The organism is Edaphobacter modestus (assembly GCF_004217555.1).
GTDB classification, from domain to species: Bacteria; Acidobacteriota; Terriglobia; order Terriglobales; family Acidobacteriaceae; genus Edaphobacter; species Edaphobacter modestus.
Map to the genome: position 1 here is coordinate 3,771,325 of NZ_SHKW01000001.1, position 14,873 is coordinate 3,786,197.

The window sequence follows — 14,873 nt, forward strand, 5'->3', positions numbered from 1 at the left end:
GATTGGGACAGAAGAAATCATGACTGATACCAAGTCACAGACGCAGGCCGAAGCGCAGGTGGTGACACAGATTGCGCCGGCGAAGATGACGCTTGCCGAGGTTCGGGCGAAGCTGGATGGCAAGACCGGGCGGCGATTTTGGAAGAACCTCGATGAGCTGGCGGAGACCTCGGCGTTTCAGGAGCTGATGCAGGAGGAGTTTCCTCGGCAGGCTGGCGCTGGTGAGTGGGTCGATCCCGTATCCCGGCGTGGCTTCCTCAAGGTAATGGGCGCCTCGTTTGCCCTCGCCGGACTGGCCGGATGCACCAAGCAGCCCGACGAGCCGATCTATCCCTACGTAAAGCAGCCCGAGGATCTTATCCTGGGCAAGCCGATGTACTTTGCCACGGCGTACCCCTTTCCGACCGGTGCGATTCCGGTCCTGATCAAGTCGGACTCCTTCCGGCCTATCAAGGTGGACGGCAATCCGGAGCATCCGATGTCGAAGGGCAGATCGGACGCCATGACCCAGGCTACGCTGCTCGACCTCTATGATCCCGATCGCTCCCAGCGCATTCGTCTGCGTGGGCAGGGATCAAGCTACGGTGATTTCCAGAAGGCATTTCAGGACGCGGCTAACAAGAGCTCCGGCGGGCAGGGAATCTATTTTCTGAGCGAGACCGTTACCTCGCCGACGCTGGCCGCGCAGTGGAAGGCGGTGCAGGCAAAGTATCCCCAGGCAAAGCTGGTCCAGTGGGAGCCGGTCAATCAGGATTCTTCGCGCGCTGCCTCGAAGGCGGCCTTCGGAAGCTACTCCGATGCGCAGTACAAGTTAGAGGACGCGGACGTTATTCTCTCGCTCGATGCTGACTTCCTGGGCGGGATTGCTCATCCGGGCTTCCTGCCGCTGGCTGCCTCCTATGCCGAGCGGCACCGTTACGAAGAAGGCAAGACGATGAATAGGCTGTATGTCGTCGAGTCGATGCCGACGGTAACGGGCTTCAAGGCGGAGCATCGGCTGGCTCTGAAGCCGAGCCAGATTGCACAGTTTGCCGATGCCCTGGTCTACGGCTCCGCACCCCAGGGCCTCAGTGCGGAACAGCAAAAGTTCTTTACCGCGTTGCTTAATGATCTCAAGAAGTCCAGCGGCAGGGCGGTCGTGATTCCCGGCGAGCAGGCTCCGCCCTCCGTTCACGCCGCGGCGTACGCCATCAACACGTTGATCGGCGCGGTCGGAAAGACGGTCGTTTATACCGAGACGGTGAATCCGCTCCCGAGCGAGCAGCTGGCCGATTTCAAGACGCTGGTCGCTGACGTAAACGCCGGTAAGGTTCAGTGGCTGGTGATGCTTGGGGTCAACCCGATCTACTCGGCACCCGCGGACCTCGATTTTGCCGGCGCAATGGCGAAGGTTCCGACTACGGTTCACCTGGGTACGCATCTTGATGAGACCGGTGCGGTCTCGACCTGGCACATCAACAAAGCGCACTACCTTGAGAGCTGGTCGGACGCTCGCGCCTACGATGGCACCCTTACGATCGTTCAGCCGATGATCGATCCGATGTACGGCGGAAAGAGCGCGCACGACATCTTCCAGACGCTGCTCAGTGATCCGCAGTCCTCGGCATATGATGTCGTAGCTGCCAACGCGACGACCTATATTAAGGGTGACTTCGCGGCGGGATGGCGTAAGGCGCTGCACGACGGCTGGGTGGATGGCACCGCGTTTACCCCCAAGGCTGGTGTCCCGGCGCGCGTCACCGCATTCCCGGCTCTGGCCTCCACTGGATCGGGATACGAGATCTCTTTCCGGCCCGACCCGTCTCTCTTTGACGGCCGATTTGGTAACGTCGGCTGGTTGCAGGAGCTTCCGAAGCAGGTGACCAACCTGAGCTGGGATAATGCCGCTCTGGTCAGCATGAAGACCATGGCCGATCTGAAGGTGGAAGAGACCGAGCTGATCGAGCTTGAGTTGGGCGGCCGCAAGGTGACCGCTCCGATTCTGATGGTTCCCGGCCATCCTGACGATACGATCACGGTCCATCTTGGTCTCGGCCGTGGGGTGGAGGCAGGGCGTGTGGGTTCGGGAGTCGGCTTCGACGCCTATAAGCTGCGCACCTCGACGGGCTTGCTCTCCGCTTCCGGCGGAATCGCGAAGAAGGTCAATGGAAGCTACTACGACCTCTGCGTCACCAAGGTTCACAGCACGGAGCACCGCGGCACGTTCGCGCAGCACGACCTCGAGCGGCCGGAGTACGACACCAAGGGCACCTACTCGCTCGAAGGCCACGAGGCGATGGAGCGGTCGATTATCCGCTATGCGACGGTGGAGGAGGCGGAGAAGAACCCGAAGTTCGCCGAAGAGGGCGCCAGCGGCACGCTTGTGAACAAGGTTGGGTACGGTCCGCAGGGCGAGAACCCCGCCCACGGCGACCCTGGCTGGAAGTCGCAGAAAGAGGTCAACCTCACCATGTTCCCGAATGCCTGGGACTACAAGAAGACCGATCCGTCTTCCTTGAAGATCCAGAACTCCTGGGGCATGTCGATCGACCTGAACAGCTGCATCGGGTGCAACGCCTGCATCGTGAGCTGCTACGCGGAGAACAATATTCCCGTGGTAGGCCGCGAACAGGTGAAGGTGGGCCGTAACATGCAGTGGCTGCGCATCGATACCTACTTCGAGGGCGATCTGCATGCGCCAAAGGCCCACTTCCAGCCTATGGCCTGCCAGCACTGCGAGAATGCAGGCTGCGAACAGGTTTGCCCGGTAGGAGCGACGGTGCACACGCCGGAAGGCCTGAACATGATGGTCTACAACCGTTGCGTGGGTACAAGGTATTGTTCGAACAACTGCCCGTACAAGGTTCGCCGGTTCAACTTCCTTCTGTACTCGGATTACGAGACCGAAAGTCTGAAGTTCATGCGCAATCCGGATGTCAGTGTCCGTTCCCGCGGAGTCATGGAGAAGTGCACCTACTGCGTGCAGCGCATCGAGGCCGCAAAGATTACGGCCGACAAGGAGAATCGCGCGATTCGCGACGGCGAGATCGTGACGGCTTGCCAGCAGGCATGCCCGACCGATGCCATTATCTTCGGCAACATCAACGACACTGCGAGCAAGGTTGCCAAGCGCAAAGCCACCGAGCGGAATTACCCGGTGCTGGGCGACCTGAACTACCGTCCACGCACAACCTACACGGCTGGCGTCATCAACCCGAATCCGGAGCTGGCATAAATGGCGACCAAACAACCCATCAATGACCCGATGATCGATCCGCGAACCGGTGAGTACGCGGTCATCGCCCCGGGCCACAACTTCAAGTCGGTGACGCAGAAGATCGCGGGCCTGGTGCTTACGTCAAACACCCCGCTTGGCTGGTTCTTCGGGCTGATGGTCGCCGGAGGGGTGGCCTCGCTGGTGGTCATCGCCGTGACCTGGCTGTTCCTGAAGGGCGTCGGCATCTGGGGCATCACGATGCCAGGAGCCTGGGGCTTCGCGATCATCAACTTCGTCTGGTGGATCGGTATCGGCCATGCCGGTACGCTGATCTCGGCGATTCTGCTTCTCTTCAAGCAGACGTGGCGAAACTCGATCAACCGTTTCGCAGAGGCGATGACGATCTTCGCCGTGGTCTGCGCCGGCATGTTCCCGCTGCTCCACGTTGGCCGTCCGTGGCTGGGTTACTGGCTCTTCCCGTACCCGAACACGATGAACGTCTGGCCGCAATTCCGTTCGCCTCTGGCATGGGACGTGTTCGCGGTCTCGACCTACGCAACGATCTCGATCGTCTTCTGGTACATCGGTATGATTCCAGACTTCGGTACGCTGCGTGATCGCGCGACACTGCCGCTGGCCCGCTACTTCTACGGAATGCTCTCGTTGGGCTGGAGGGGATCGACGCGACACTGGATTCGCTACGAGACGGCCTCGCTGCTTCTGGCTGGACTCTCGACTCCCCTGGTGCTCTCGGTACACACAGTCATCAGCTTCGACTTCGCTGTGGCGGCCCTTGCTGGATGGCATACGACGATCTTCCCACCCTACTTCGTCGCCGGCGCCGTCTACTCCGGATTTGCCATGGTGCTCACACTGGCGATTCCGATCCGAAAGTTCTACCACATGGAGGACCTGGTCACCCTGCGTCACCTCGACAACATGGCGAAGGTTATGTTGGCGACCGGATCGATCGTGGCCTACGGGTACGGCATGGAGGTCTTCATGAGCTGGTACTCGGCCAGCCACTGGGAGTTCTTCATGATGTGGAATCGCATGTTTGGTCCAATGTGGTGGGGCTACTGGCTCCTGATCCTGACGAACATCGCGATTCCGCTGACTACGCTGTGGTCGCGCAAGCTCCGGGTCAACGTAGGTTACCTGTTCGTCCTCTCGTTCATCGTCAACATCGGCATGTGGTTTGAGCGCTTCGTCATCGTCATAACCTCGCTCTACCGCGAGTACCTGCCGTCGAGCTGGGGAACCTACCGGGCAACCAAGTGGGACTACATGCTCTTTATCGGAACCTGGGGCCTGTTTACCATGCTGTTCCTCCTGTTCGTGCGCTTCCTTCCGATCATCCCGATGTCCGAGATTCGGATGATGCTGCCACAGACCAAGATTACCCGCCGCGGACCTGACGCCGAGACGGTCATTGAGGAGACGACGTAATGCCGCGCAGAGAAGGAATCTACGGCCTGCTGGCGGAGTTCAACACTCCCGGCGAACTGGTGGTTGCGACCGAAGAGGCGCGCCGCGTCGGCTATCGCCGCATGGAGTGCTACACGCCCTATCCGGTCGAAGAGGCCGCCGAGGCCCTGCACTTCCACAAGAATCGCGTTCCGCTGATATGTCTGTTGGGCGGTTTGATGGGAGTTACGACAGCGTTCCTGATGCAGACCTGGATCGCGGTCTGGGCTTATCCGCTGAACATCGCGGGGCGTCCCCTGTTCTCTTGGCCGGCGTTTATTATTCCGGCGTATGAGTGGACTATTCTGTTCGCCGGCCTCTCGGCTGGTTTCGGGATGCTCGCCCTCAATGGACTCCCACAGCTCTACCATCCGCTGTTCAATGCGCCGAACTTTCGCAATGGCGCTACGACCGACAAGTTCTTTCTGTGCCTCGAGGCGACCGATCCCCAGTTTTCTTCGGCTGGAACCAGGGCTTTCCTGGAACGGTTTCACGCGGTCTCCGTGGTGGAGGTGGATCATTAATACCCAGAGCACACCCGTGAGGCTGAGGATGTCCGTGGTGGCGACGATCGCGCTTGCGGCGACCATCGGCTGCCGCCAGGATATGCACGACCAGCCCAAGTTCTTCCCCCAGCGGGGCACAACACTCTACGCTGACGGGCGCTCCGTGCGCCCGCAGGTGGCGAACACGGTTGCGCGCGACCAGCTGCACCAGGATAACTACTTCTATACAGGTCTGGTGGACGGTAAGGAAGGCGACGGTCTTCCCTTCCCGGTCACGGCTCAGGTTCTCGAGCGTGGCCAGGAACGCTACAACATCTACTGCACCCCGTGTCATTCGCGAGTAGGAAATGGTGATGGCATGATTGTGCAGCGCGGTTACGCCAAGGCGGGCGGTCTTCACTCGGAACGTTTGCGCTCTGCGCCGTTGGGCCACTTCTTTCACGTAATTACGAATGGCTACGGCGCGATGCCGGATTATGCCGCGCAGGTGAACCCGACTGATCGCTGGGCAATCGCGGCCTACATTCGCGCCTTGCAACTGAGCCAGAATGCCACCCAGGCCGATGTCCCGGCCGGAGCCCATGTTGCGAGTCTGAAGAACATCGCCGAGAGCGAGGGTGTACCCGCCTCGTTCGCTCAGGAACCGGTACTTCCCGCAACGGCGGTCACCGGAACTCCCAACGGCAAACTTTTTGTTCTCCCGACGCCAGGAGCGGGGACATCCCCCAGCGCTCCTGCAGCAGTCAAGTCGCAAACCCCTGGAGCAGCACCAAAGCAATAATCTCGGAAGCTTCCGAATGAAGGCCTGAAAACGCATGTCACTTGGACACGAACATCACGGAGACGCAGGACACCACGACCACGGGCCGCGCGTGCTTCCTTCATCGCTTGCCGCGCCCGAGGAGGCCATCAAGGCCTGGCGGACACGTCTGTTGATCGTCGGCGGGGCCGCCGCATTGATCTCCCTGGCCTTCCTTCTGTTGAAGGGTGGGCCGGGGCATATTCTGCGCGCCTACCTGATGGGCTTCATGGTCTCGTTCGGCTTTGCCGGCGGCGGACTGGCGATGCTGATGCTGCAGTATGTCTCGGGCGGCAAGTGGGGTCTGCTTCTACGCCGTCCGCTCGAAGCAGCCTCGCGCACCTTGTGGCTCGTTGCTGCCATGGTAATCCCTGTCCTCTTCTTCATGAAGCATCTCTACCAGTGGGCGGCTTACCCGAATGCCAAGGCCACCGCAGCGGCCTACGCAAAAGGGTTGATGACCCAGGAGCAGATGCTCACGGCCAATGCCAAGCACGCGATGCTGAGTCCAAGCGCCGCCGTGGTCCAAGTCGTTATTGTCTTCGGAATTCTCTTGCTGTTCACTACGCTGCTGAACCGCTGGTCTCTCCAGCGCGACGCGGACCCCAACGCGGGATCACAGTCGAGCTTCGACTACTGGCGCATCAAGTTTGAGAATCTCTCCGGTATCGGCATCCTGATCTACGTCATCCTGCTGACGGACCTCGCGATTCTTCTAATCAAATCCCTCGACGTGACCTGGTACTCCTCGATCTATGGTCTTCAGTTTCTCGTCGGCCAAGGCTACCAGACGCTAGCGCTCGGCATCCTCATCGTGATCCTGCTCTCGCGGTACCAACCCATGAAGTCCCTGCTGCGAGTGACCGAGCAGCATGATCTGGGCAAGTTCGCCTTCGCCTTCACGATGCTGAATATTTACCTCTGCTTCGCGGAGTTCCTGATTATCTGGTCGGGAAACATTCCGGACGAGATTCCCTGGTACCTGGCCCGCATTCATGGTGGATGGTGGTACATCTGCTCGCTCGATTTCATTTGCCACTGGCTGATTCCATTCACGCTGCTGCTCTCACGCGATCTGAAGCGTAACAAGCAGAAGATGATCTGGCTGACTTGCTTTATGATCTTTGCCCGGTGCCTGGACATGTTCTGGTTGATTGAGCCGAACTTCCCGGACGCTGCTGGCAACCTGCATCTCTCAGGAAATCTTGGAATTCTTGCTTACATTACGGTCCCGGTCGCTGTCCTGTCGGTCTGGGGCGCCTATTATCTGACCGAACTGATGAAGCGACCGCTGATGAACGTCAACGACCCGCACTTGGAAGAGATGCTGGAGCCCGAACATGCCCACTAACGACCATGATCTGAACAAGCCGGCAAAACACGATCAGCATGCCCACACACCGGACGACCCGGGCTACGAAACGACTGACGTCAATGTCAACGGCATCGTGGTGTTTCTCTCGGGCCTGGTGGGCTCGGTATTCGTCTTCTTCATCTTTTGCTTTCTGATGGGCAAGGTCATCAACGGCGCTCTCCAGAAGTCGGATGGACCTGAAGACAAGTGGCACCAGACGGCGAACGAAAACGGAGTCAAGGGACTGACCAGCAATCCTCAGCTTCAACAGAAGCAACTGCAGCAGTTGACCTCTGAGTTCCCGGAACCCCGCGTGGACCTTGATGATGGCAATCAGCAGACCGCGGATCTGCATGCAAGGGAAGACCTGATGCTGGAGCACTATAGCAGCAATCCAGGGCAGCCTGGAATTCGTATTCCGATCGAACGCGCCATGCAGCTGATCGCGCAACGCGGCCTGCCAGTTCATACGAGCCCTGCTGGTTCTGAGGTCAAAATGGCCGGGGATGTGGAGCCGCAGATTCAGGCACCTTTGACGAATGGCTTTGCGCGGACAGGCTATGAGCTGGATGTGATTGAGGCACGCAAGCAAAGGCTGGACTTTGGAAAAGCCGAAGAGGCTGCGCATGCGCAGCTGACACCCGTCCGGTAATCGGTGCAGTCGTAGGCGCTCGAAAGCCAGCGACTTAAAATGGAAGTATGGAAGATCTCTCCGGGCGAACAAGAGCCTATAGGATCAAGGATCGGAAGATGACGAAGTGGGGCACAATGCGAGGCGGATGGCGGGGGGCGGCGATGGCCGCGCTTGGCTGCACTCTCTTGTGTTCCCCGCTGGCAGCCCAGGTCTCCAGCTACGGAGACAAGCAAAGCGGAGAAAACTCCGGCGATCAGCTTCCTCAGGTCCTGCAAAGAGTCGGCGTCACGCAGAAATTGAACCAGCAGCTCCCGCTCGATGCTCAGTTCGTCGATGATACGGGCAAGCCGGTTCACCTCGGGGATTACTTCGGCAAGCATCCGGCGATCCTCACGCTTGTCTACTACAACTGCCCGATGCTTTGCTCCGAAGAGCTGGACGGTTTGGCGGGCGCGCTTGAGATGGTCAAGCTTACGCCGGGCAAAGACTTTAATGTCGTCGTCATCTCCATCGATCCCAGCGATACCCCGGAGATCGCTGCAAAGAAGAAGGCGTATTACGTAAAACGCTATGGCAGACCGGAGACTGCGGGCGGATGGCACTTCCTTACGGGGCAGCGCCCGTCGATTGACCGAGTGACCGATGCAACCGGCTTCGGCTATGTTCGGGTTCCAGGACCTGACGGCAAGCTGACCCAATTTGCACACGCCAGCTCGATCGAAGTCGTGACGACCGATGGCAAGCTAGCGCAGTACTACCTTGGCGTCGAATATTCGCCGAAGGACATTTTGTTGGGGCTGATTGAAGCGTCCGGCAACAAGATTGGCTCTCCCGTGGCGAATATCCTGACCTACTGCTATCACTACGATCCTCAGACCAACAAGCATTCGCTGATTGTCGCGCGCGTGGTCCAGTTAGGCGGCGTAGTGACGGTGGCTGGACTGGGTGGCTTCATGTTCCTGATGTTCCGCCGGGATATGAAGCTTGGCCGTGACCACGATTTGACGAAGAAAGAGAATGGATAAAGGGTAACGATGCATATCAGTCCCGTACTGTGGCAGTTTCTGGTGAAGTGGCTCACGAACTCAGCGCTCTTTCCGCGCGAGGCGTCGACGATTGCGCCTTATGCCGACGCGCTCTACTTCTTTCTTCTGCTGATTACGATCGTTGGTCTCGTTCTGGTGGGAGCGCTGGTGCTCGGCTTCTCCATCCGCTACCGCAAAGAGCGTAATCCCGTCGCCACCCAGGTGGAGGGATCCACTCTCCTGGAGGCGACCTGGACGATCATTCCGCTGGCCCTGTTTCTCATCTGCTTCGTCTGGGGAGCCTTGCTGTACTTCCGCATCTATAACCCTCCGACTAACGCGATGAACATCTACGTGGTAGGAAAGCAGTGGATGTGGAAGGCTGAGCACCCTGGCGGGCAGCATGAGATCAACAACCTGCATGTTCCCATGGGCCAGCCGATTCAGCTGACCATGATCTCGCAGGACGTCTTTCACAGCTTCTCGATTCCCGATTTCCGCGTGAAGCGTGAAGTCATCCCTGGCCGGTACTCCACTGTTTGGTTTGAGGCGACGACCCCAGGAACGTACCACATCTTCTGCACACAATATTGTGGGACCAAGCACTCCGGCATGATTGGTGAGGTCACGGTTCTGAGCCCAGAGGATTACAAGAAGTGGACAGAGGGCTCGACCAGCGGCATGTCGCTGGCCCAGAACGGAGAGCGTCTCTTCGCTAGCATGGGATGCAATGCCTGCCATTCTGGCAACGCGGCGGCCCGCGGCCCCAGCCTGGCGGGAGTGTACGGTTCAAAGCTCCAGCTGGCTAATGGATCTCAAGTTCTGGTCAACGAAGCTTACCTCCGCGATGCGATCCTGAATCCGTCGCAGCACCTGACCGCGGGCTATGCGCCCATCATGCCCACCTACCAGGGGCAGATCAGCGAAGAGGGCCTGATCGATCTGGTGGAATATTTGAAGTCCCTTAAGACGAACTATCGCGTGCAGCAAACGCTGACCACGTCAGAGTCCAACCAAGCGGCGCCGATGACGCCAGGGGTGGTGAAACCATGAGTACTACCAGTTCAACCATCGTCAACCTTCCGGATCAGAGGACGGCGACCATTCCGAAGATGAATTACATCTCCGCGGAAGATGGTCTTCTCAGCTGGCTGTTCACGGGCGATCACAAGCGTATCGCGATGCTTTACCTCATCTCGATCACGTTCTTCTTCTTCATCGGGGGCGCTTTCGCTGGCCTCATCCGTCTGGAGTTGCTGACACCTCAGCCTGATCTCGTAGCCTCGGACACCTATAACAAGCTTTTCTCGATGCACGGCATCATCATGGTGTTCCTCTTCCTGGTTCCGTCTGTACCGGCAACCATCGGGAACTTCGTGCTGCCGATTATGATCGGGGCCAAGGACCTGGCATTCCCGAAGATCAACCTTCTAAGCTGGTACCTTTACATGATCGGCGGAATCTTCACGCTGGCAGCCCTGGTTCTGGGTGGCGTGGATACCGGCTGGACCTTTACAACCCCGCTGTCCACTCATTATCTGAACACGCATGTGGTGACGGCCGGGCTTGGCGTCTTTATTATCGGCTTCTCGTCGATCTTTACCGGGCTGAACTTTATCGTGACCATCCACCGGATGCGCGCTCCCGGCATGACCTGGTTCCGTATGCCACTCTTCGTGTGGTCCAACTACGCGGCCTCGATCCTGATGGTTCTTGGAACCCCGGTCCTGGCGATCACGCTGGTACTGGTGGTGCTCGAGCGAACCATTCATATAGGCGTCTTCGACCCGAACCTCGGCGGCGATCCCCTGCTCTTTCAGCATTTGTTCTGGTTCTACTCTCACCCTGCCGTTTACATCATGATTCTCCCCGGAATGGGTGTTATCTCCGAGATCATCTCGACCTTCAGCCGCAAGCGCGTCTTTGGTTATACGGCGGTTGCATTCTCCTCGGTGGCCATCGCGGTCTTCGGGTTCTTCGTGTGGGAGCACCACATGTTCATCATGGGCGTCTCCAACTACTCGGCCCTGGTCTTTTCGCTGCTGACGATGCTCGTGGCGGTTCCCTCCGCGATCAAGGTCTTCAACTGGGCCTTTACCCTGCAAAAGGGATCGATCACCTTCGAGACTCCGATGCTCTACGCGTTTGCGTTCATCGGATTGTTCACCATCGGCGGCCTTACGGGCGTCTTCCTGGGTTCGCTGGGTATGGACATTCACCTAACGGAGACCTACTTCATCGTTGCGCACTTCCATTACGTGATGGTGGGCGGCATGTTGATGGCGTTCCTTGGCGGGGTTCACTTCTGGTGGCCGAAGATGACGGGTCGTATGTATCCGGAGTCGATCTCGAAGCTCTCTGCGGTAACAAGCTTCATCGGATTCAACCTGACCTTCATGCCGCAGTTCATCCTTGGATACCTGGGTATGCCACGTCGGTATCACGCCTATCCAGCGGAATACCAAGTACTTAACGTACTTTCGACGGCAGGAGCCACCGTGCTCGGTATCGGCTTCCTGATGCCTCTGATCTACCTGGCCTGGTCGCTGAAGTATGGCGAGATTGCAGGCAACAATCCCTGGCAGGCGACCGGCCTTGAATGGCAGATTCAGTCGCCGCCGCTGACCGAGAACTTTATCGAGACACCGGTTGTGGACTACGAGGCCTACGACTATGAGTGGCTCGCTCACAAGACGGAACAAGAGGTGACGACCGTTGGATAACACGATCGTAGCAACACACGATATTCAGGCAGAGGAGCATCATCACGTCTCGCTCCCGCAGCACCGTCATCACTTCGAGACAGAGGAGCAGCAGCGCGAGGCCGGAACCTTTGGCATGTGGCTCTTCCTCCTGACCGAAATCATGTTCTTCGGCGGGTTGTTCTTTGCCTACCTGCTCTATCGGAACTGGTACAACCCTGCGTTTGTGGCGGCCTCTAACCAGCTGAGCATACCGCTTGGCACGGTGAACACGGGAGTCCTGATCTCGTCCGGCTTCTTTATGGCGTTGGGCGTCTGGGCTGCGGAGGTTCGCAAAAAGGGCCTTCTGGTTATCTTCCTGGTGCTGACGATCCTGTCCGGCTGCATCTTCCTTGGCGTGAAATATTTTGAGTACAAGGAGAAGTGGGAGAAGCATCACATTCCAGGCGCAAGCTTTGATATCTCGGAGTTCGTGAACCCTCCGCTGAACCCGAAGACCGGAAAACCGATCGAACAGCCCCTGGCGCCAGACATGGCGCAAAAGACCCAGGTCTTCTTCTCGCTCTACTTTGCGATGACCGGTATGCACGCCCTGCACATGATCATCGGTATTGTGTTGCTGGTTTGGCTAACAATTCGAGCGAATCGAGGGGATTTCAGTTCAGGGTATGTGGCCCCGATCGAAAATTTCGGGTTGTACTGGCACTTCGTCGATATTGTGTGGATCTTTCTGTTTCCGTTGCTCTATCTCATCAATCGACACCCCGGCACGTAGCCGCGCTATAAGGAGAAGATCATGTCGTCTCATCATCATGACCCGGCCAACGTGACCAATCCGGAGCACGCTGAGCATCGTATCGTTCAGCCGGGTACCTACATCGCTGTCTATATCGCGCTGTTGATCTTTACCGGAATCACGGTTGGAGCAGCATTCGTCGACCTGCACATCTTCAACCCGATCATTGCGGTTGCGATTGCGTGTATCAAAGCAGTCATCGTCATCTTGTTCTTCATGCACGTCATCTTTCAATCCAAGTTGATCAAGATGACAGTGGCCGCAGGATTCTTCACTTTCCTGATCCTGATTGTCATGACGCTGACCGACTATATGAGCCGTGCCTGGGGGCTCTGGTAGGTCAAAAGTTTGTTTCAAACGATGAAGCGGCCTTCGGGCCGCATTTTTTTTGAATGAAACGACGATGCTCGATCGTTCTACTTCAGTTCGGTCGATTGCTCAGGATCTCCTTGCCACCGCTTTGAATAAGTACATAGCTTCTTCCTCGAAGCCGAGGCAGGGGCTGGCTTACGTCCTGCCAAAGAAAGACGCGGTGCGGACCGGTCCACTCCAGGTTCAGTGTGGTCTCGGTTTCGAAGATATGCGGCGCGTCAGGAAAGAAGCCGCCGTACCAGAGATTGGAGCTGCGGCCTTCGAAGATATGCAGGTTGTTCCGCTTCAGGTAGAAGCCCAGGGTGCTGCCTGCCTCGTATTCCCCATGGATCACGAGAATATCCTCCGGCTTCAGATAGGGTGCGATGACATCGGCCAGTTGTTTCGAGGTCAGGACTGGAGAGAAGATCTGGAGGCCAAGGTGGGCAGCCAGGAGAAATCCAAAGGCTCCGCCAGTCAGCCAGAGATTCGCCGCATGCGGGCGATAAGCCCGACGTAAGAGGCAGGCCGCGAGCGTTGCCGTAAACAGCGAGAGACCGGTGAGGCCAAGCGGCCGGCGGAAGGCTCCCATGGCCCTGGAGTTCAGGTCCAGGAAGTGGCCGAAGGAGAGAGCATACTCGCTGGGATTCTGTTGCAACAGACTGGCGAGGTCCATATTGGGTGCAGCAGGCTGGCTGTGTACAAGAAAGAAGAATGCGGCGAAGGTGGCCAGGGAACCAAAGGCGAGCAGTACCAGTGAGATTCGTTGTCCTGCGATGACGAGGAGGTTCGGGACCGCAAAGCTTTCGGCCTCGTCTGCCTCACGGGAGAGCCATAGCGCGATCAGCATAATCAGCGCCGGAAGGGCAGGCAGAACGTAGTACTCCTGGCGTGTTGAAAAAGAGAAGAAGAGCATAGGAAACATGGCCCAGATCCCCATCAACGCGAGAGTGGATTGCTGCCTGTCGAGTGCAGCGCGCCGCAGCATCCTGCGCCACGGAACCGCAGCGAGAGCATGAAAGAGAAAGGCGCTCCACGGCATCAGCCAGATGAGAAGTAATCCCCAGAACAGGAAGAGAGGAACGGTGTCGTAGTCACGCGGGACGCGGAGGTTGAGATAGCGCAGCAGGTGCTCGTTGACGAAGTAGAACCACGTCCAGCCGTGGACGTTTCCGTCGGTCGGCTGAGGGACGATCCAGTGTCCTTTCGTGAAGGAGATCTCTCCGGGGTGGCCCTGGGTCGGGTTGGCGAGAGCGATGAGGATGTGCCACGGCGCGGCGACGAGGAGGAAGACCAGCAGGCTGCCGAAGGGGTGAAGCTGGCGCAGTCGGGCGATCGTGCCGCGCAGCCCTCGCGTGAACAGCAGGTGCAGCAGTACGATGCCGATGGGAAAGACGATGCCGATGAGTCCTTTGGTGAGAATGTTGAGCGCACAGCAGAGGGCGAAGCCGTAGCAGAGCGGTGCGCCCGGCCGTGATTGCTGCTCGGTGAGCCAGTAACAGAAGATCGAGAGCGTCAGCCACAGGCAGACCATCGCGTCGGGGATGGTGATGCGGGTGAAGATGAAGATTCCGAAGCTCGAGAGCAGGATGAGCCCGGCGTAGAGGCCGGCCCTCGCTCCGGACTTGTTCACGGCTGCGGTTTCCTCTTCCGTCTCGGCTTCTTCCTGTCCGGAGTCAGACGACTCCTTCGGTCCACTGGCGCCGAACGCTCTTCGCGCGAAAGCCTCGACGACCAGGGCGAGCGCGAGGACGGTTAGGGCCAACGGGAGCCGCGCCGCCGCGGTGCCTACACCGAAGATCTTGAAGCTGCTGGCCATCGACCAGTAGAGCAGCGGGGCCTTCTCGAGGTAGCGGATGCCGTTGGCGTAGAGCGTGGTCCAGTCGTGGCGTACGAGCATCTCGCGGGCGACCTCGGCGTGGACCGAGTCGGCGTCGTCGAGCAGAGGCGGCGCGAGCAGGGCGAAGGTCGAGTAGAAGACGAACCAGAGTGCGACGATTACGAGAGGTCTGCGCAGTCGACCGGATTCCAAATAGGCATCCT

12 protein-coding genes are annotated in these 14,873 nt (G+C 58.5%); 11 read left to right on the top strand and 1 reads right to left on the bottom strand.

Translation table 11 applies throughout. The features are described from left to right. The first annotated feature begins 19 nt into the window (after positions 1 to 19). The 11 genes from BDD14_RS16110 (at position 20) to BDD14_RS16160 (ending at position 12,818) form a co-directional block, all read left to right on the top strand. Positions 20 to 3,214 (top strand): TAT-variant-translocated molybdopterin oxidoreductase, encoded by a 3,195-nt coding sequence (locus BDD14_RS16110; protein WP_242617987.1) that lies wholly within the window; start codon positions 20 to 22, stop codon positions 3,212 to 3,214. Continuing rightward, positions 3,215 to 4,645 carry an NrfD/PsrC family molybdoenzyme membrane anchor subunit gene (gene nrfD, locus BDD14_RS16115; protein WP_130419698.1) on the top strand — a complete coding sequence of 477 codons (1,431 nt, stop codon included), beginning with the start codon at positions 3,215 to 3,217 and terminating at the stop codon, positions 4,643 to 4,645. After that, a complete protein-coding gene (locus BDD14_RS16120; protein ID WP_130419699.1) occupies positions 4,645 to 5,187 on the top strand; it encodes a DUF3341 domain-containing protein in 543 nt (180 codons plus the stop codon). Before nrfD ends, BDD14_RS16120 begins: the two co-directional genes overlap by 1 nt. Before the next feature lie 28 nt (positions 5,188 to 5,215). Beyond that, complete coding sequence (locus BDD14_RS16125) at positions 5,216 to 5,950, top strand: c-type cytochrome (RefSeq protein ID WP_130423214.1); 735 nt, start codon at positions 5,216 to 5,218, stop codon at positions 5,948 to 5,950. A 34-nt stretch (positions 5,951 to 5,984) separates the two neighbouring features. Continuing rightward, positions 5,985 to 7,319, top strand: a complete 1,335-nt coding sequence (locus BDD14_RS16130; protein WP_130419700.1) for a hypothetical protein — start codon at positions 5,985 to 5,987, stop codon at positions 7,317 to 7,319. Then, a complete protein-coding gene (locus BDD14_RS16135) occupies positions 7,309 to 7,974 on the top strand; it encodes a hypothetical protein (RefSeq protein ID WP_130419701.1) in 666 nt (221 codons plus the stop codon). The genes BDD14_RS16130 and BDD14_RS16135 overlap by 11 nt, the downstream gene beginning before the upstream one ends. A 98-nt stretch (positions 7,975 to 8,072) precedes the next feature. Continuing rightward, positions 8,073 to 8,981 (top strand): SCO family protein, encoded by a 909-nt coding sequence (locus BDD14_RS16140; protein ID WP_242617988.1) that lies wholly within the window; start codon positions 8,073 to 8,075, stop codon positions 8,979 to 8,981. Positions 8,982 to 8,990: 9 nt separating this feature from the next. After that, entirely contained in the window at positions 8,991 to 10,034 is a 1,044-nt protein-coding gene (coxB, locus tag BDD14_RS16145; protein ID WP_130419702.1) for a cytochrome c oxidase subunit II, read from the top strand. Continuing rightward, positions 10,031 to 11,704: a cytochrome c oxidase subunit I gene (locus tag BDD14_RS16150; RefSeq protein ID WP_130419703.1), complete on the top strand. Its 1,674-nt coding sequence runs from the start codon at positions 10,031 to 10,033 to the stop codon at positions 11,702 to 11,704. Before coxB ends, BDD14_RS16150 begins: the two co-directional genes overlap by 4 nt. Next, entirely contained in the window at positions 11,697 to 12,458 is a 762-nt protein-coding gene (locus BDD14_RS16155) for a cytochrome c oxidase subunit 3 family protein (RefSeq protein WP_242617989.1), read from the top strand. The genes BDD14_RS16150 and BDD14_RS16155 overlap by 8 nt, the downstream gene beginning before the upstream one ends. A gap of 21 nt (positions 12,459 to 12,479) precedes the next feature. Beyond that, positions 12,480 to 12,818, top strand: a complete 339-nt coding sequence (locus BDD14_RS16160) for a cytochrome C oxidase subunit IV family protein (protein WP_130419704.1) — start codon at positions 12,480 to 12,482, stop codon at positions 12,816 to 12,818. Between the two features lie 82 nt (positions 12,819 to 12,900). Here BDD14_RS16160 and BDD14_RS16165 read toward each other — a convergent pair whose 3' ends face one another. Beyond that, positions 12,901 to 14,862 carry a phospholipid carrier-dependent glycosyltransferase gene (locus BDD14_RS16165; RefSeq protein ID WP_242617990.1) on the bottom strand — a complete coding sequence of 654 codons (1,962 nt, stop codon included), beginning with the start codon at positions 14,860 to 14,862 and terminating at the stop codon, positions 12,901 to 12,903. Positions 14,863 to 14,873: the final 11 nt, after the last annotated feature.

Coding starts and splice junctions, on each gene's coding strand:
- BDD14_RS16110 (WP_242617987.1), top strand. CDS start 20: ATGACTGATACCAAGTCACAGACGCAGGCCGAAGCGCAGGTGGTGACA.
- nrfD (WP_130419698.1), top strand. CDS start 3,215: ATGGCGACCAAACAACCCATCAATGACCCGATGATCGATCCGCGAACC.
- BDD14_RS16120 (WP_130419699.1), top strand. CDS start 4,645: ATGCCGCGCAGAGAAGGAATCTACGGCCTGCTGGCGGAGTTCAACACT.
- BDD14_RS16125 (WP_130423214.1), top strand. CDS start 5,216: ATGTCCGTGGTGGCGACGATCGCGCTTGCGGCGACCATCGGCTGCCGC.
- BDD14_RS16130 (WP_130419700.1), top strand. CDS start 5,985: ATGTCACTTGGACACGAACATCACGGAGACGCAGGACACCACGACCAC.
- BDD14_RS16135 (WP_130419701.1), top strand. CDS start 7,309: ATGCCCACTAACGACCATGATCTGAACAAGCCGGCAAAACACGATCAG.
- BDD14_RS16140 (WP_242617988.1), top strand. CDS start 8,073: ATGACGAAGTGGGGCACAATGCGAGGCGGATGGCGGGGGGCGGCGATG.
- coxB (WP_130419702.1), top strand. CDS start 8,991: ATGCATATCAGTCCCGTACTGTGGCAGTTTCTGGTGAAGTGGCTCACG.
- BDD14_RS16150 (WP_130419703.1), top strand. CDS start 10,031: ATGAGTACTACCAGTTCAACCATCGTCAACCTTCCGGATCAGAGGACG.
- BDD14_RS16160 (WP_130419704.1), top strand. CDS start 12,480: ATGTCGTCTCATCATCATGACCCGGCCAACGTGACCAATCCGGAGCAC.